General features: G+C 53.5%; 12 protein-coding genes and 2 rRNA genes (1 of these 14 running past the window's edge). 9 read left to right on the top strand and 5 right to left on the bottom strand.

All coding sequences use genetic code 11. From position 1 onward, the window contains the following. Positions 1 to 2,705, top strand: a 23S ribosomal RNA gene (locus tag HUF19_RS01390) (it extends 183 nt beyond the left edge of the window). 150 nt (positions 2,706 to 2,855) lie between these two features. Then, positions 2,856 to 2,971: ribosomal RNA gene (gene rrf, locus HUF19_RS01395) — 5S ribosomal RNA — on the top strand. Positions 2,972 to 3,482: 511 nt separating this feature from the next. Here rrf and HUF19_RS01400 read toward each other — a convergent pair. Beyond that, complete coding sequence (locus HUF19_RS01400) at positions 3,483 to 4,511, bottom strand: hypothetical protein (RefSeq protein WP_260998160.1); 1,029 nt, start codon at positions 4,509 to 4,511, stop codon at positions 3,483 to 3,485. Between the two features lie 214 nt (positions 4,512 to 4,725). Here HUF19_RS01400 and HUF19_RS01405 point away from each other — a divergent pair, with 214 nt between their 5' ends. From HUF19_RS01405 to HUF19_RS01415, 3 genes are read left to right on the top strand one after another with little or no spacing between them, the layout of a single operon-like run. Continuing rightward, positions 4,726 to 5,070, top strand: coding sequence for a histidine triad nucleotide-binding protein (locus HUF19_RS01405; RefSeq protein ID WP_260998161.1), 345 nt, complete (start codon positions 4,726 to 4,728; stop codon positions 5,068 to 5,070). Positions 5,071 to 5,076: 6 nt separating this feature from the next. Continuing rightward, the gene (locus HUF19_RS01410; protein ID WP_260998162.1) at positions 5,077 to 6,507 is read left to right on the top strand and encodes an ATP-binding cassette domain-containing protein; all 1,431 of its coding nucleotides are present in this window, start codon (positions 5,077 to 5,079) and stop codon (positions 6,505 to 6,507) included. Positions 6,508 to 6,566: 59 nt separating this feature from the next. After that, on the top strand, positions 6,567 to 7,856 hold the full coding sequence (locus tag HUF19_RS01415) for a cyclic di-GMP phosphodiesterase (RefSeq protein ID WP_260998163.1): 1,290 nt from the start codon (positions 6,567 to 6,569) through the stop codon (positions 7,854 to 7,856). Between the two features lie 62 nt (positions 7,857 to 7,918). On the opposite strand, the gene HUF19_RS01420 is transcribed toward HUF19_RS01415, so the two are convergent. Together HUF19_RS01420 and ilvD are read right to left on the bottom strand one after the other, a co-directional pair. Then, positions 7,919 to 9,175, bottom strand: a complete 1,257-nt coding sequence (locus HUF19_RS01420) for a hypothetical protein (RefSeq protein ID WP_260998164.1) — start codon at positions 9,173 to 9,175, stop codon at positions 7,919 to 7,921. A 63-nt stretch (positions 9,176 to 9,238) separates the two neighbouring features. Continuing rightward, the gene (gene ilvD, locus HUF19_RS01425) at positions 9,239 to 11,074 is read right to left on the bottom strand and encodes a dihydroxy-acid dehydratase (protein ID WP_260998165.1); all 1,836 of its coding nucleotides are present in this window, start codon (positions 11,072 to 11,074) and stop codon (positions 9,239 to 9,241) included. Between the two features lie 482 nt (positions 11,075 to 11,556). Here ilvD and HUF19_RS01430 point away from each other — a divergent pair, with 482 nt between their 5' ends. Beyond that, positions 11,557 to 12,267: an HNH endonuclease gene (locus HUF19_RS01430; protein ID WP_260998166.1), complete on the top strand. Its 711-nt coding sequence runs from the start codon at positions 11,557 to 11,559 to the stop codon at positions 12,265 to 12,267. Between the two features lie 22 nt (positions 12,268 to 12,289). On the opposite strand, the gene HUF19_RS01435 is transcribed toward HUF19_RS01430, so the two are convergent. After that, entirely contained in the window at positions 12,290 to 12,616 is a 327-nt protein-coding gene (locus HUF19_RS01435) for a branched-chain amino acid transporter permease (RefSeq protein WP_260998167.1), read from the bottom strand. Next, the gene (locus HUF19_RS01440; protein WP_260998168.1) at positions 12,613 to 13,314 is read right to left on the bottom strand and encodes an AzlC family ABC transporter permease; all 702 of its coding nucleotides are present in this window, start codon (positions 13,312 to 13,314) and stop codon (positions 12,613 to 12,615) included. The genes HUF19_RS01435 and HUF19_RS01440 overlap by 4 nt, the downstream gene beginning before the upstream one ends. 243 nt (positions 13,315 to 13,557) lie before the next feature. On the opposite strand from HUF19_RS01440, the gene HUF19_RS01445 reads away from it, so the two are divergent. The 3 genes from HUF19_RS01445 (at position 13,558) to argS (ending at position 18,157) form a co-directional block, all read left to right on the top strand. After that, a complete protein-coding gene (locus HUF19_RS01445; RefSeq protein WP_230331860.1) occupies positions 13,558 to 14,940 on the top strand; it encodes a ribonuclease J in 1,383 nt (460 codons plus the stop codon). Between the two features lie 378 nt (positions 14,941 to 15,318). After that, positions 15,319 to 15,918 carry an FMN-dependent NADH-azoreductase gene (locus tag HUF19_RS01450; protein WP_260998169.1) on the top strand — a complete coding sequence of 200 codons (600 nt, stop codon included), beginning with the start codon at positions 15,319 to 15,321 and terminating at the stop codon, positions 15,916 to 15,918. 553 nt (positions 15,919 to 16,471) lie between these two features. Further along, a complete protein-coding gene (gene argS / locus HUF19_RS01455) occupies positions 16,472 to 18,157 on the top strand; it encodes an arginine--tRNA ligase (protein ID WP_260998170.1) in 1,686 nt (561 codons plus the stop codon). Positions 18,158 to 18,179 lie beyond the last annotated feature (22 nt).

Consider the following 18,179-nt stretch of genomic DNA (forward strand, 5'->3'; position numbering starts at 1 on the left):
GCGGAGAACTGAAACATCTAAGTACCCGCAGGAAAAGAAATCAACCGAGATTCCCTAAGTAGTGGCGAGCGAACGGGGACCAGCCCTTAAGCTGTTTTGTGGTTAGTAGAACGCTCTGGAAAGTGCGGCCGTAGTGGGTGATAGCCCCGTATACGAAAACCTATAAGCAGTGAAAACGAGTAGGACGGGACACGTGATATCCTGTCTGAATATGGGGGGACCATCCTCCAAGGCTAAATACTCCCAGATGACCGATAGTGAACCAGTACCGTGAGGGAAAGGCGAAAAGAACCCCTGTGAGGGGAGTGAAATAGATCCTGAAACCGTGTACGTACAAGCAGTGGGAGCCGACTTAGTTCGGTGACTGCGTACCTTTTGTATAATGGGTCAGCGACTTAATGTTAGTGGCAAGGTTAAGCGAATAGCGGAGCCGTAGGGAAACCGAGTGTTAACTGCGCGTATAGTCGCTAGCATTAGACCCGAAACCGGGCGATCTATCCATGAGCAGGTTGAAGGTTGAGTAACATCAACTGGAGGACCGAACCCACTACCGTTGAAAAGTTAGGGGATGACTTGTGGATAGGAGTGAAAGGCTAATCAAGCCCGGAGATAGCTGGTTCTCCTCGAAAGCTATTTAGGTAGCGCCTCGTGTCTAACCATGGGGGGTAGAGCACTGTTAAGGCTAGGGGTCATCTCGACTTACCAACCCTTTGCAAACTCCGAATACCCATGAGTTCAATCACGGGAGACACACGGCGGGTGCTAACGTCCGTCGTGAAAAGGGAAACAACCCAGACCGTCAGCTAAGGTCCCAAAGTTACAGTTAAGTGGGAAACGATGTGGGAAGGCTAAAACAGCTAGGAGGTTGGCTTAGAAGCAGCCACCCTTTAAAGAAAGCGTAATAGCTCACTAGTCGAGTCGGCCTGCGCGGAAGATATAACGGGGCTCAAACTGTACACCGAAGCTACGGATGCAATTTATTGCATGGTAGAGGAGCGTTCTGTAAGCCGTTGAAGGTCAAGGTGTGAACCAGGCTGGAGGTATCAGAAGTGCGAATGCTGACATAAGTAACGACAAGGGGAGTGAAAAACTCCCCCGCCGGAAACCCAAGGGTTCCTGTCCAACGTTAATCGGGGCAGGGTTAGTCGGCCCCTAAGGCGAGGCTGAGAAGCGTAGTCGATGGGAAGCGGTTTAATATTACCGCACCTCTTTATAGTGCGATGGGGGGACGGAGAAGGCTAGGCCAGCACGGCGTTGGTTGTCCGTGTTTAAGGTGGTAGGCAGAGGACTTAGGCAAATCCGGGTCCTTAATGCCGAGAACTGATGACGGTGACTCTACGGAGTCCGAAGTGGTCGATGCCATGCTTCCAGGAAAAGCCTCTAAGCTTCAGCTATAAAGAGACCGTACCCCAAACCGACACAGGTGGGTAGGTAGAGAATACCAAGGCGCTTGAGAGAACTCGGGTGAAGGAACTAGGCAAAATGGCACCGTAACTTCGGGAGAAGGTGCGCCGGTTTTGGTGAAGGACTTGCTCCGTAAGCTGAGACCGGTCGAAGATACCAGGTCGCTGCAACTGTTTATTAAAAACACAGCACTCTGCAAACACGAAAGTGGACGTATAGGGTGTGACGCCTGCCCGGTGCCGGAAGGTTAATTGATGGGGTTATCTTCGGAGAAGCTCTTGATCGAAGCCCCGGTAAACGGCGGCCGTAACTATAACGGTCCTAAGGTAGCGAAATTCCTTGTCGGGTAAGTTCCGACCTGCACGAATGGCGTAATGATGGCGACACTGTCTCCACCCGAGACTCAGTGAAATTGAATTCGCAGTTAAGATGCTGCGTTCCCGCGGCTAGACGGAAAGACCCCGTGAACCTTTACTATAGCTTCACAGTGAACTTTGAATTGGCTTGTGTAGGATAGCTGGGAGGCTTTGAAGCAGAGACGCCAGTCTTTGTGGAGCCAATCTTGAAATACCAGCCTGGTCAATTTGGGGTTCTAACTCTGGTCCGTTATCCGGATCGAGGACACTGTGTGGTGGGTAGTTTGACTGGGGCGGTCTCCTCCCAAAGAGTAACGGAGGAGCACGAAGGTCGGCTAATCCTGGTCGGACATCAGGAGGTTAGTGTAATGGCACAAGCCGGCTTAACTGCGAGACAGACACGTCGAGCAGGTACGAAAGTAGGTCATAGTGATCCGGTGGTTCTGTATGGAAGGGCCATCGCTCAACGGATAAAAGGTACTCCGGGGATAACAGGCTGATACCGCCCAAGAGTTCACATCGACGGCGGTGTTTGGCACCTCGATGTCGGCTCATCACATCCTGGGGCTGAAGCCGGTCCCAAGGGTATGGCTGTTCGCCATTTAAAGTGGTACGCGAGCTGGGTTTAGAACGTCGTGAGACAGTTCGGTCCCTATCTGCCGTGGGCGTTTGAGATTTGAGAAGAGCTGCTCCTAGTACGAGAGGACCGGAGTGGACGAACCTCTGGTGTTCCGGTTGTCACGCCCGTGGCATTGCCGGGTAGCTACGTTCGGACAGGATAACCGCTGAAAGCATCTAAGCGGGAAACCTCCTTCAAGATGAGATCTCACTGGAACTTCGAGTTCCCTGTAGGGCCCTGGAAGACTACCAGGTTGATAGGTCAGGTGTGTAAGTGCTGTGAGGCATTGAGCTAACTGATACTAATTGCCCGTGAGGCTTGACCATATAACACCCAAACCCGGAAGGGTTGATTGAATACGACAAGCAACTGCTTGTTCGCTTGAGAATCTCTTCACTTAACAGTGACTCATGTATCCGCCCTAATTTGAAGTCATGTCGCAGAACGCGTAAGACGACCAGCTTCATAAAGGTTTGCTTGACGACAATAGAGCTGTGGAACCACCTGAATCCATTCCGAACTCAGAAGTGAAACGCAGCATCGCCGATGGTAGTGTGGGGCTTCCCCATGTGAGAGTAGGTCATCGTCAAGCTCTTATTCAAAGCCCCAGTAGCGAAAGCTGCTGGGGCTTTTTCTTTGCTGCTAAGAAAAATAAAACTCTACGCAGCCCATCTGCAGCTCCGCCAATATCAGGCTCAGCCACTTCCCCACGACCTTATGGTCCTTCTGTTTATACTCGTTCGGGTTACTGACGAAATAGAATCCTGCACTGCGCCCAGCCGGCTCACCGCCAGGCGCCTGTAAGCGTCCTGAACGCAGTTCGAGGGCCGATATCGGCAGGATAACCGGAACAACTCACAGACCCGCTCTGGCAACGCTCAGGCTGATATCGTAGCTGTCGGAGTTTGTTCTGTGTCGGCGTCAATCCGCATTGCCTTGTCTGCACTTGATCGCCGTATTCTCGCCGCACCAGCTGAACGGCTGCTTGAATATTGCGAGTGTATCTACCCGGTTATCCGGAGTTACTTGTGTCTCCATAACGCGGAGGTAAATAAAAAGCCTGCATTTGCAGGCTTTTTATTATCACAGCGAAAGTTGTTTTATCAGAGGTAGTAGTTTTTGCCCGACTCCGTACCGCGTTTAATATAATCACGCAGCCCGATGCCGTTATCCTGCTTTATTTCTTCCAGCTCTTTCAGCAGCTTTTTCGCATGGAAGCTGTCCAGTGCTTCCATCGCTGAAATAGGGTCAATGCCTGCGGCTATACGCATCTGTTCAAGGGCGCGGTCGAGCGCTTTCTGTTTGTAGATATAAAGCAGACTTTGCGCTGCTTCCAGATGAACATTGGCAATTAAACGGTTCTGGGCAAGTGCAGCGTTGTAGTAATTTTCCACCACCTGATCATCCGCTCCGTAAGCCATGCGTCCCATAAAATGCCCCATTTTACGTACGATTCCGGCATCCATTGAGCCTTTGGCGGCAAGCACAAACACATTGTAGGGTTCAGCTTCAGCCATCGCATTCAGTTCGGTGGCCATGGTATCCATATAGCCGCGGCTGAGTACGGTAGGGGAGGAAATTTCTTCACTCAGGCGGGCCATGGCATAAAAGGCAAAATAGCGCGCCATAATATCGTGGCGGGTCAGCTCGGCTGTTTTTTCGTGGCGGGCAATAATGTCCTCCCACAGCGCATGGCGCTTGTCTTTATCATTTTCCAGACGCAGGCCGTAAGTTGCCTGAGAATAAAATGCCACGCCGTGCCCAAGTGGTCCTATGGCGTAACCCTGTCTGGCGGCAGTCTGAAAATTGCCTTTATAAAATTCACGCCAGGCCTGCTGGAGTTGTTCCGCCAGTTGTTCAACCGATTCAAATTCCGGGGTTGCCAGTCTCAGTTCCGGATTACTGCTCAGCACCGCCGATAAATAATCCGCATTGGGGAAGGGGTAATCCGTCGCGCGGTTAAGCTGAAACCAGTATTCGTTCAGCCGTTCGCCGGCATAGTCATAAGGTGTCTGTTCATAGGGAAAAGCTTGCCACTCAAAGGTGGTTACCGGGTTATCGCTGGTGTCAGCCTGGCACAGCGCAGACAAAGCCAGCAGCCCGGCAGCAAAGATGCGCAGTATCGGGGTCATGTTAGGTTCCTGTGGTGATTTTTATTTTATTGATGCCATCGTACCCAAGCCATGCAGCACTGTCATGGTCATAAGAGGCCGGGCTGAATCTGAAACCAACCGGATCTGAAACCAACCGGATCTGAAACCAAAGGACGCGTTAACTGAATGTCTGGTCATTGTCATATTCATCAATTTTTCCTATGGTTGCTGCTTTCCAGTAAAGGAGTTACCCATGTCTGAGGATACGATTTTCGGCAAGATCGCCCGTGGTGAATTACCGGCGACCATGGTTTATGAAGATGAGCACTGTCTGGCCTTCCGCGATCTTTATCCGGCAGCGCCTATGCACATTCTGCTGATTCCGCGTAAGCCGATTCCGCGCCTGTGCGATTCGGAGCCTGAAGATCAGGCGCTGCTTGGCCACCTGATGCTGACCGCCAGTAAAATCGCTGCTCAGGAAGGGCTGGGTGATGCCTATCGTCTGGTTGTTAACAATGGTGAAGGCGCAGGTCAGTCGGTTTTCCATCTGCACCTGCATATTATTGGCGGTCGCTCGCTGAGCTGGCCTCCGGGCTGAGGTTTTATGCGTTTTTCTGCAATTCAGGCACGCCTGCACGATGGCCGTCATTTAGAGGTTGAGCAGTGGCAGCTGAACCCGGGTGAATACTGGGCGATTACCGGCACAAACGGCAGCGGTAAAACCGTGCTGTCGGCGCTGGCCGGTGATCAGGTGGTGCTCAGTCATGGCGAAGCCTGCGATTTGCCAGAGTCGGTGGCCTACGTCTCGCTGGAGGCACAGGCCGCGCAGATTGAGCAGGAGCGCCATGATGACGAGAGTGATCTGAATGATGCGCCGGATAAAGGCACATTAATCTGCGATTTTCTTGCTCCCCTGACAGAAGTGGAGAGCTGGATTGATCGCCTGGGCATCCGCCACCTGCTCAATCAGGGCTTCCGCTCGTTATCGACCGGCGAGAGCCGCAAAGTGCTGCTGATTAACGCTCTGCGCCATAAACCAGAGCTGCTGGTGCTGGATGAGCCGCTTGAAGGGCTGGATCAGATCAGCCGTGAAGCCGTCAGTGACGCGCTGAATGAATTGCAGCAGAAGGGGCAGGCCATGTTGTGGGTTGCCAACCGTCTGGATGAATTACCCGGCTGGATCACGCACGTTGCTTTTATGCACGATGCCCGGCTGCTGTATCAGGGGACAAAAGACGATGTGCTGGCGCAGCCTGAACTGCGCGGCCTGATGCACTTTGACCGGCCGTTGCCGGATTTTCCTGCAACCGGGCGTTCAGCCCTGCAGCTGGCAGAAGGTGAACCTCTGGTCGGTATGAAAGACGTTGCCATCCGCTATGACGAACGTGAGCTGTTCAGCGGCCTTAACTGGCGTGTTGAAGCCGGGGAGCATTGGGCCATTCAGGGGCCGAATGGCAGTGGCAAAACCAGCCTGCTGCAGCTGATTACCGGCGATAATCCACAGTGCTACCTTAACGACCTGCGCCTGTTTGGTATGCAGCGCGGACGCGGTGAAAGTATCTGGGATATTAAAAAGCACATTGGTCTGGTGTCGGCTTCGCTGCAATGGGAATACCGCGCGACCACTAACGTGCTGAGTACGGTCATTTCGGGCCTGTATGACAGCATTGGCCTGTATCAGGCAACCGGTGATGACGATAAACAACTGGCCCTGCAATGGCTGGATATTATCGGTCTGCGCCATAAAGCCAACCAGAGTCTGCAGCATCTCTCCTATGGCGAACAGCGCCTGGTGCTGATTGCGCGGGCATTAATCAAACAGCCGCCATTACTGATTCTGGACGAGCCATGTCAGGGGCTTGATGACCCCAGCCGTATGCTGGTTCTGGCCTTTATTAATCGTTTGTCAGAGCAGCAGAATACGACGTTGTTATATGTAACCCATCATCCGACAGAAATCCCGGCAGCCATTGTTAACCTGTTGCAGTTTGAAACGAAAGATGGCAAAAGCAGACTACAAATCTCTCGCAGATAATAAAGTGCCAACAGGCTTGTGAGCCTTTAAAATAACAACAATAACAAAGGTATTTATCAGTGATCGGATCCATTACAACAACGCGTAATGGCCGCAAGTTTCAGATCAATAAACGACACACGCGTAAGCGCATGGATGTGTCGGAACTTACAGCCGGGATGTACATTGTTGAACTGGACCGGCCATGGACAGACTCTCCTTTTCTTTTTCAGGGATTTTTACTGGAAAATGACGAAGACCTGCTGCTTATAAAAACACTCTGCGAGTGGGTTGTCGTCGAAGTTACGGAAGAGGAATGGTGTGAACTTGATGGCAGGGGAAAAGCCTCTCTGCAGCATCGTACCCGCTATGTTGAAAAACAGGATATGGCACAGCAGCTAAGCGCTGCCAGCCACACCTACCAGTCGACCAAACTGCAGATTAAGCGTTTGCTGGCCAGCGCGCAGTTGGGGCAGGCGCTGAATCTGAAAGAGGCGCAGGCCGCAGTTAAGGACTGTGTCGAGCGTGTATTAAATAACCCCAATGCTATTCTCTGGCTGACCCGCTTAAAACATCAGGACGAATACACGGCGGAGCATTCGGTTAACGTCTGTCTGTTGTCCATTGCCCTGGGGCGCGAAATGGAACTGGCACCTTATGAGCTGGAAAATCTCGGTATCTGCGGATTAATGCACGATATCGGTAAGATGAAAGTACCGGCAGAAATCCTGAATAAACCCGGTCCGCTCGATCCGCAAGAATTTGCCGAAATGGCACGCCACACGGTGTATGCAAAGCAGCTGTTAATGGGGCGTACCGATATTTATCCGGGCGCGGTCGATGTTGCCTACAGTCACCATGAGCGCCTTGATGGCAAAGGCTACCCACGCGGTATCGACAGCAGCAAGCTGTCATTATTTACCCGTATCGTGACCGTAGCCGATGCCTACGACGCCATGACCAGTGACCGCTGTTATAAATCCGGCATGTCATCACTGGATGCATTAAAGGTGCTTAACAATAACAGCGGCAGCCAGTTTGATCCGGAGCTGGTACGCAGGTTTGTCGCCATGATCGGGCTGTATCCGCCGGGATATTTATTGGAAATGAGTAATGGCGAAGTGGGTATTATTTTATCCGCCGATCCCGGTTATCAGCTGAAACCTAAGGTGATTATGATTCTAGGCCCGGATAAACAGCCCCAGCCGGAGCGCATTGTGAATTTATCCATGGAGCCGGAGGATGATCAGGGCGTGCCATATCGCCCGCAGGCCGTATTCCGCAGTGGCTGCTTTGGTGTGCATGTAAATGATTACATTAATCGCGGTCTGCGGATTAAAGGATTTGAATACGCGATAGCGGCCGGTTAAACCGCTGACAGATTATCTCCGCAGCGGTTTTCAGCCATAAATTAATTCTTGCCGAACGGCCGTTATTGTTCCGGCGTTGCAGGCGCGGGCTTTTTATTCCCGGTTTCAGTTGCTGAGCTGTCCGCCGTATTTTCTGCACTGTTAACCGCCGTTGCTTCCGACTTTGGATTTTCCAGCGTTTTTTCTTCGTTGTTTGCTGCAGACTCAGCTGTCTGTGTGTTTTTTGTCTGAGGTCCTGCGGTTTGCGATAGCGGGCCGGTATTTGTCTGCGCTTGCTGCGCAGCACGGCGGCGGGCCTGCTCTTCGGCATACTGGACGATAGCCAGAGTCTGATCTTTCAGGGCCATATGACGCATATCTCCTGCGCCCAGTACTGTGCTCAGCTGATGCAGGTATTGCTCAAAGTCCAGTACGGCCTGTTCAGCCTGAGCCGAGTCCAGCCGGGTAATATTCTTGGCTTCACGGGCGATATACAGGGCATGTTGCGCGGCGCGCAGTGCTTCTTTGCCCGTGTTTTCCGTCAGCACCCGATCCTGATAATGACGGCGAATGATTTGTGCCGCTTTTTCTACCTGTAATTCGGCATCGCTGAAGGTTGCCGGGGCATGAGTATCGGCATTCTCATCATCGGCTTTTTCCAGCGTATCGCTGGCCGGCTGCCAGTGCAGACGCAGCATGGTATCCAGTTCCAGCTGTTGCAGGGATTTCAGAACATCCGCCGATTTATCGATGACTTTATCGCTTTCCCCGGCTTCCACCATGCTGATCAGATTACGCAATTCTTTCATTTCACGCTGATAGCGCGCGCTCATCACGCTGCCGGCTTTAATGTCATCGAGCACGACTTTCTGGGAAAAAAGAGGCGACAGGGCAGACTGTGCGCGGGTTTTATTTTTCAGCGCGCTGTCGAGCAGGCTCATTACCCGCGCAGACGATTCAATACTGGCCTGAGCATCGCCTGCCAGTTCATGGCTGCGTGCCTGTTTTAAAGCCTGCTGCATTTGCTCCATATGCAGTGGTGCATAAAAACTCAGTTCTTCGCTGTTGGCGGTCGCGTAAGCCGCTTCGGCCTGGCTCAGTGCGCGTTCAGAATCGTTACCCAGTTCTCTGACCTTTTCGTTGGTGGCCTGCGACAGGCTGTCTTCGTTGGCAATGCGCTGAGCCGCGCAGCCACTTAACAGTGACAGGCTGAGTAAACCCGCGAGCAGTGGGGTGGAAAAAGAAAAAGAGTTAAAAGCAAAACGCAGCATGAATAATCCCTGAATCATGGCGGGCGTATACAAAAATGCCCGCACCATAACAATAATGAGTGCAGGCATTATAAAGGGTTCACAGCCGAAGATCGCCCCGCAGGTCAATCTCCGGCCGGAATCAGAGCAGACTCAGTCGAGCAGGCTCTTATCGCGTACTGCACCTTTATCGGCGCTGGTAGCGAACTTGGCGTAAACCTTCAGTGCAGTGCTCACTTTGCGTGGGCGCTCTGCTGCTGGTTTCCAGCCTTTTTTGTCCTGCTCGTGACGACGATGAGAGAGTTCTTCAACGCTCAGGTCGACGTTAATCGAACGGTTCGGGATATCAATATTGATGATATCGCCGTCCTGCAGCAGGCCGATGGCACCGCCGGCTGCTGCTTCCGGAGAGCAGTGACCAATCGACAGACCAGAAGTACCGCCAGAGAAGCGGCCATCAGTCAGTAGCGCACAGGCTTTGCCCAGACCTTTGGATTTCAGGTAAGAGGTCGGGTACAGCATTTCCTGCATACCCGGGCCGCCTTTCGGGCCTTCGTAGCGGATAATCACGATATCACCGGCTTTTACTTCATCGGCCAGAATGCCTTTTACCGCATCGTCCTGGCTTTCGAAGATTTTCGCCTTGCCCTGGAATACCAGAATGGATTCATCCACACCGGCGGTTTTTACCACACAGCCATCCAGTGCAATGTTGCCGTACAGAACCGCCAGACCGCCTTCTTTCGAATAGGCGTTTTCCAGATTACGGATACAGCCGTTCTCACGGTCGCCGTCCAGCGTTGGCCAGCGGGTGCTCTGGCTGAACGCAGTCTGGGTCGGGATACCGGCCGGACCGGCTTTGTAGAACTTCACAACCTCTTCGCTCGGGCTGCGCATGATGTCCCACTTATCCAGCGCTTCTTTCATGGTCTTGCTGTGTACGGTCGGCAGGTCGCTGTGCAGCAGGCCGGCGCGGTCGATTTCACCCAGAATACCCATGATGCCACCGGCGCGGTGTACGTCTTCCATATGGTACAGCGGCGAGTTCGGCGCCACTTTACACAGTTGCGGAACCACGCGGGACAGACGGTCGATGTCTTTCAGGTCGAAGTCGCACTCGGCTTCCTGAGCGGCCGCCAGCAAGTGCAGAATGGTGTTGGTTGAACCACCCATCACGATATCCAGCGTCATCGCGTTTTCGAACGCTTTAAAGCTGGCGATAGAACGCGGCAGAACCGACTCATCGTTCTCTTCGTAATAACGCTTGGTGATTTCCACGATGCGGCGACCGGCTTCAAGGAACAGCTGTTCGCGGTCGGCGTGGGTCGCCAGCAGCGAGCCGTTACCCGGCAGCGCCAGACCCAGTGCTTCGGTTAAGCAGTTCATCGAGTTAGCGGTAAACATACCAGAGCAGGAACCACAGGTCGGGCAGGCGCTGCGCTCGTATTCGGCCACTTTCTCATCGCTGGCAGAATCGTCGGCGGCGATCACCATGGCATCAACCAGATCCAGCTTGTGCTCAGACAATTTGGTTTTACCGGCTTCCATCGGGCCGCCGGAAACAAAGATCACCGGAATATTCAGACGCAGCGACGCCAGCAGCATTCCCGGAGTGATTTTGTCGCAGTTGGAAATACAGACGATGGCATCGGCGCAGTGCGCGTTCACCATGTACTCAACCGAATCGGCGATCACTTCACGCGATGGCAGGCTGTACAGCATACCGTCGTGACCCATGGCGATACCGTCATCCACCGCAATGGTGTTGAACTCTTTCGCCACACCACCGGCTTTCTCGATCTCGCGCGCAACCAGCTGACCCAGGTCTTTCAGGTGCACATGGCCAGGTACGAACTGGGTAAAGGAGTTCGCGACAGCAATGATCGGCTTCTGGAAATCGTCATCTTTCATCCCGGTAGCGCGCCACAGCGCACGGGCTCCGGCCATATTGCGACCTGCGGTGGAGGTCTTGGAACGGTATTCAGGCATGGTGTCCCTCGTCTGATCAACGGCTGAAAAATAAAGGCGCTTATTGTATCAGCCGCGGCGCAATAGCTCATCTGCCTATTTTCGGCTGGCCGAGCCATAAGTTACCCCCATCTTCAGTGGATAACTTTGTGACTAACTTTGGGATGAATGGCTACAGGTAAGACAAACCGGGCCAGCGTGACAGATTGATGAAAGTTTGAACGTTCAGGCAGAAAAGCCAGAAGCTCAGAAAAAGCCTGATGCAGCAAGGGTTTTGTGCAGGTTTTTTGTAACAGATTCAGGGGGTTAGTTGAGAGATGTAAGACAGGATGTCAAGGGGATTAGTTAAGTTATTGGTTGGTGGTTTTGTGGGTAAGATTGGGGGTAAGTTGGTTGTTGCTTGAGGAAAACCCATCGGATGACATGGCTACCTGTACGATTAATTGATAAAACACTTTCCCGCAAGTAAATTACCTAACATCGCAGATACGCAAGGAAAACACGTGACCTTTAGAAAGTGGATGGAGTATCAAGGGTTATCTGCGGCATCGGTTAATAACTACGATACTGCGATTAAAGGCGTTATTTCAGACTGGGCGCAAGCCGCTGACTTGTTGCAAGGACCACTCAATGCTGTTGAAAGCCATCAGCGCTTTGCAGAGGTCTCCAAACAGATTCGAGAGCTAGAAGTCTTTAGACAGCGCAATTCTACTGGCAATGGAATGTACGCTGCTGCATTAAATAAGTTTGCAGCGTATTTGAAATCGAGTTGCAAAGAAGATGTAGAAGATGATCTTTCAGAAATTTTAAGTGAAAAAGATTGCACGGAAACTGACAAAATTACCTCAGTTAAAACCCGCTTGGGCCAAGGCATATTTCGCCAAAGGTTAATTGGTTATTGGCAGGGCTGTGCAGTGACTCAATATCCAGATACCACATTATTGGTGGCATCGCATATTAAGCCTTGGCGCGAAAGTTCAAATGAAGAGCGTCTAAACGTTTATAACGGTTTCTTGCTACTACCAACACTCGATAAAGCCTTCGATAAGGGACTTATTACATTTGAAGAAAGCGGGAAAATAAAAGTGTCGGAGCAACTAGAGATGCCGGAGTTATTCGGTATTTCTAGTAATATGAAAGTGAGGCTAGATAAACAGCATCAGGATTACTTAGCATTTCACCGCGACTGTGTTTTTCGCAAAGCACCGTATTAACGTCGTTTAAAGCTCAGGCTAATTACCCCACCCCCATCTGCACCAGCAGCATATACATCGCCGTCCCTCCGACAATACTGATCAGCGCCTGGCGGAACGCCAGGTGCAGCGCCGTTACCAGCAGCAGGCAGCCCAGTTCGGGCAGAAAATCCACTGAGAATGCCACGTCGTTTTTAAACGAATAAATCACCAGCAGCACCATGACGATGGGCGGCAGAAAACGGCCGAGGTGCTCCAGCAGCGGGTGGTCGGCCACCCGGCCGAGCACCATAAAAGGCAGGGCACGGGTCAGGAAGGTAACGCCTGCCAGCAGCGCAATTACGCTGCTCAGATACCAGAATTCGTTCATGCTTCAGGCCCCTTATGTGTGCGGCGCGCGGCGTATTGCATCATCAGTACGCTGAGGCTGAGCAGGATGGCAATCAGCAGCATCTGTTCGCGGCTGATCAGCAGCAATGTGCCGAAGCCAATCAGCAGGGCGGCAACAAAAGGGCGCATATCGCGCAGGTGTTTGTATTGCTCGATGGTCAGCACCATAAACAGCGCCGGTAATACAAAGGCGATGCCGGCGGTGTCGAATTCCAGTTGGCTGCCAAGCCAGGCGCCAAGGGTGCAGCCGATTATCCAATACACCTGATTCACCGCAGTAATGCGCAGCTGGAACTGGCCGCGGTCGATATCCGCCGGAAGCGATGTGGCGGTAATCAGCGAGTAGGTTTCATCGGTGAGGCCAAAAATCTGATACAGACGGCGCCAGCCACGGTTGGGCATACGGCTGATTAATGACAGGCCGTAAAAAATATGGCGCGAGTTAATCAGCAGGGTGGCCACCGCCATTTCGGTCAGCGTTGCCTGATTAGCCAGTAATCCCACCGCCAGAAATTGTCCGGCACCGGCGTAAATAAACAGCCCCATCGCCGTGGCGTACAGCCAGTGGTAATCCAGCTCGCTGAACAGCACGCCGAAGGCCGCGCCTAAGGGCAAATAGCCAAACATCACCGGTAGCGAAGTACGCAGCACCAGCGTGTTAAGAGGGGAAAGTGTCATAGCAGAATCTGCGGGTCGTGAATCTGTGGATGAATCCGTAAACAGCGAGTCGCGGCGAGAGCCTGTCGAGCGATCAATCAGTAGCGCGGAGTCTAAGGCCGGGCTTAAGCGTGGACAAGTGGACTTTAGTAACCGGCTGAGGGTTTTACGGGCTGAATAAAGTCTGGCAGTCGGTATACTCGTTATTAAATATATTAATGCCGCGCATTGTGCGCCTTGTCAGGAAGCCAGTCAGGAATAACCATGAGCCCCAGCGAACACGATCTCTTCTTCCTGCCCCTTGGCGGCACCGGTGAGATCGGCATGAACATGAACCTCTATGGCCACGACGATCAGTGGCTGATGGTCGATTGCGGCGTAACCTTTCCCAAACCGGGGCGGGTCAGCGCCGATGGCACCCGCCACCATTCGGGCGAGCCGGATACGCAAATGCCCGATCCGGAATTTATTGCCGCGCGTAAAGATCAGCTGGCCGGTTTAATTATTACCCACGCCCACGAAGACCATATCGGCGCGGTGCCTTATCTGTGGCACAAACTGCGCTGCCCGGTGTACTGCACGCGCTTTACCGCCGAAGTGCTGAAAAAGAAACTCGCCGAACATGGCTTGCTGCATCAGGTAAAAATCATCGTGCCGGAAACCGGCGAGCGTGTGGCCATCGGCCCGTTTGAGGTGGAATTTTTAGCCTTAACGCATTCGGTACCCGACCCTAATGCGCTGATGATCCGCACCGCCGCCGGCAATGTGTTTCATACCGGCGACTGGAAGCTCGACCCCGAGCCGGTGGTGGGCCACGGCTATAAACAGGAAACCTTTACCCGTCTTGCGCAGGAAGGTGTGCTGGCGATGGTGTGCGATTCCACCAATGCCACCGTGGCCGGGCATTCCGCCTCGGAAGGCGATCTGTACGATGGCCTGCGCCATTACATCGAAAGCGCCAAAGGGCGGGTTATCGTTACCTGTTTCGGCAGCAATATTGCGCGCCTGTTAACCCTTTCCCATGTGGCGGACGACACCGGTCGTTATATGGGCCTTTATGGCCGCTCGATGATCAATATGCATCAGTGCGCCAAGCGGGCGGGTGTTTGGCCGTTCAGTGCCGGCTCGGTCGATACCGGGCATCTGGGCTATTTACCGCGCCACGAAGTGCTGGCGGTGGCGACCGGCAGTCAGGGCGAACCACATACCGCGCTGCGCCGTCTGGCTGCTGGCACCCATCCGGATTTTGAACTGGAGCCCGGCGACCGGGTGATCTTCAGCGCCCGCGCCATTCCCGGTAACGAAGAGGCTATTCAGGGCATTATCGACCAGCTGCACAGCATCGGTGTGGAAGTGATTACCGCCGACGATGCCGAACTGCCGATTCATGCCTCCGGCCATCCGGCGCAGGAAGAGCTGGAAACACTGTACCGCTGGGTGCAGCCGGAAATCGCCATCCCGGTGCATGGCGAAGAAGTGCATATGAAAGCCCACGCTGCACTGGCCAAAGGCTGCGGCGTGCCACGTACTCTTACCGGGCGCAATGGCGACCTGTTTATGCTGGCGCCAGTGCCCGGAATACAGCGCCAAAAGGTGCGTACCGGACGGCTGGGCTGGGAAAAAGGCGCGCTGGTGCGGGTGGTCTGAGTGCAAAAATCGGCCGATGGGCCTGCTGCATTATTAACCCTCTCCTGGCTCCCACGCTCTGCGTGGTAGCCCTTGCTGGCACCGTTGCATTCCCACGCAGAGCGTAGGAACGAGGAAACTCCTCACTTGGCTCCCACGCTTTTCACCTGGCTCCCACGCTCTGCGTGGTAGCCCTTGCTGGTACAGTTGCATTCCCACGCAGAGCGTAGGAACGAGAAATCGTGTGGCGCCAGACAAAATCAGCCGATGTGCCTGCTGCTCTCTGCAAAGGAACAACTTTTTAGAAAGATATATGCGGATTTTTGCGATTTTTAATCGAATCCGTCTGAATCACAATGCCCTCAATTCCTGCGATCACTCATATTGAGGAGCACAAACATGGCAACACTTCTGTATATCAAAGGCAGCATCTTCGGCGACCACGGTCAGTCCAGCCAGCTGGCCGAAAAATTCATCGCCGGCTGGAAAGCCGCTAACCAGAACGGCGAGGTTGTGATTCGCGACCTCGCCACAGACGTTCCGCCTTATCTGGATGCCAACAGCGTTGGTGCCTTTATGACCCCGGCTGAACAGCGTACAACCGAGCAGCAAAGCATTGTGGCGTACTCCGATGCCCTGATCGCCGAAATCAAAGCAGCCGACGAAGTGGTGGTGGGCGTGCCTATGTACAACTTCACCATTCCGGCGCAGATGAAGTCTTACCTCGACTTCTTATGCCGTGCCGGTATCACCTTCAAGTACACCGAGACCGGCCCGGTGGGTCTGCTCGATAACAAACCGGTGCATATTCTGGCGACCCGCGGCGGCCTGTACAAAGGCACTCCGGCCGATACCCAGACGCCGTTCCTGACCACCATCTTCTCCTTTATCGGTCTGAGCGATGTGCGCTTTGTCTATGCCGAAGGTCTGAACCTGGGTGATGACAGCAAGAATGCCGCTCTGGCAGCTGCCGGTCAGGAAATCGCCGCACTGGCGTAATTCCCGGCTTTGCTGGTGCGACAGCGAAAGCGGAAGGTGCGAAAGCAGCTTCCGCTTTTTTATGCCTGCGATTCCAGCCCTGTATCCACAACGATCAGCCTGCTGCGCCTGATGTGAATGTTATCCAGAGATTCTGTGGATAAAAACGTGGACAAGTTTGGGGTAAGGGGCTGCAGGGCACTTTCTGTGGGCGTTGTTGTCAGATCGTGCGAATTTTAAACGCCTGTACGAATTCGGCCGCAGGCCACGGATAGCAAGCGCTGGCAAGAAATTTTTGTAAGAAAAATCAGTAGGATGAGCGCAGCGGCTGTGTTATGGCGCGTGGTTTGCGCCGGTGTTTACAAAAAATAAAATGTGGATAACTTTGTGAGTTAACTGCGGGCAAGTTGCGTATAAGCTGGGGCCAAGCCGCATTTTTGCTGTAAAAACAAACATTTAAGATCACCTCTTAAATCTCCCCGGCGCCCTTCACCCAAACCGGCATTTTTGCGATAATCGCGCCCTTTTCTGAAAACATCTTCTGAACACAAATTAATCAGGCCAGATTTCCTCTATGAAACCGCAAATTGCTGAGCTTTTGTCCGCTGCCGTCGCCTCTCTTAAGGCCCAGGGAACCCTTCCCGCTGATCTCGAACCGCGCATCCAGATCGACAACACCCGCGACAAAGCCCACGGCGATCTGGCCACTAACCTGGCGATGATGCTGGCCAAGCCTGCCGGTAAAAATCCACGCGAACTGGCGCAGCTGCTGGTGGACGCCCTGCCGGCCAACACGCTGGTGGAAAAAGTCGAAATTGCGGGCCCCGGTTTTATTAACTTCTATCTGAGCGATGCCTCGACCGCCAGTCTGGTAAAAGCCGTGCTGGAACAGAAAGAAGCTTACGGCCGTAACAGCGATGGCGCCGGGCGCAAAGTGCAGGTGGAATTTGTGTCGGCCAACCCGACCGGACCGCTGCATATCGGCCACGGCCGTGGGGCTGCCGTTGGTGACTGTATCTGCCGTCTGCTCGATGCCTCCGGCTGGGATGTAACCCGCGAATTTTATTACAACGATGCCGGTGCGCAGATTAACAATCTGGCGCTGTCGGTACAGGCACGCTGCAAAGGCCTGACCCCGGACGATGCCAGCTGGCCGGAAGACGGTTACCGTGGCGATTACATCGTCGAGCTCGCCAACAGCTATATGAACGGCGATACCGTTGAATCTGCCGACCAGAGCTTTACCGGAGCCAAAGACGCCGATGACCTCGAAGCCATCCGTCACTTCGCCGTGGCTTATCTGCGTCGCGAACAGGATCTGGATTTAAAAGCCTTTGCTGTCGATTTCGATGTGTATTTCCTCGAGTCTTCCCTGTACAGCGAAGGCAAAGTCGAAGCCGCCGTAAAAACCCTGATCGATAACGGCTACACCTACGAAGATGACGGCGCACTGTGGCTGCGCACCACCGATTTCGGTGACGACAAAGACCGTGTAATGCGCAAAAAAGACGGCGGTTACACCTACTTTGTTCCGGACGTAGCCTACCACCTCGACAAATGGCAGCGTGGTTTTGAGCGTGTGGTGAACGAGCAGGGCGCCGACCACCACAGCACCATTACCCGTGTGCGTGCCGGTCTGCAGGCGCTGAATGCCGGCATTCCAAAAGGCTGGCCAGACTACGTGCTGCACCAGATGGTGACGGTAATGCGTGGCGGCGAAGAAGTAAAAATCTCCAAGCGTGCCGGCAGTTATGTGACCCTGCGCGATCTGATCGACGAAGTGGGCCGCGATGCGACCCGTTACTTCCTGGCCGCGCGTAAAGCCGACAGCCAGTTAACCTTCGATATCGACCTGGCGCGTTCACAGTCGTCCGATAACCCGGTTTACTACATCCAGTACGCCCATGCCCGTGTATGCTCTATTTTCCGCAAACTGGCCGAAGCCGGTCAGAGCTGGACGCTGGCCGAAGGTTTGGCGGCACTGCCAAAACTGGAACTGGAAAGCGAAAAAGACCTGATTGTAAAACTGGGCCGTTTCCCGGAAATCGTTAAAGTGGCTGCCAATAATCACGAGCCGCACAGCGTGGCGAATTACCTGCGCGATCTGGCCGGTGATTTCCACACCTACTACAACTCAGAAAAAACCCTGGTGGACGATGCCGATGTGCGTAACGCCCGTCTGGCACTGGCGGAAGCCGTGCGTCAGGTGATCAGCAATGGTTTGGGGTTATTAGGTGTTTCTGCGCCGCAGGAAATGTAACCTTTTATTTGCATGATTGGGC

It is taken from the genome of Thalassolituus hydrocarboniclasticus, assembly GCF_025345565.1.
Taxonomy (GTDB): Bacteria; Pseudomonadota; Gammaproteobacteria; order Pseudomonadales; family Oceanobacteraceae; genus Venatoribacter; species Venatoribacter hydrocarboniclasticus.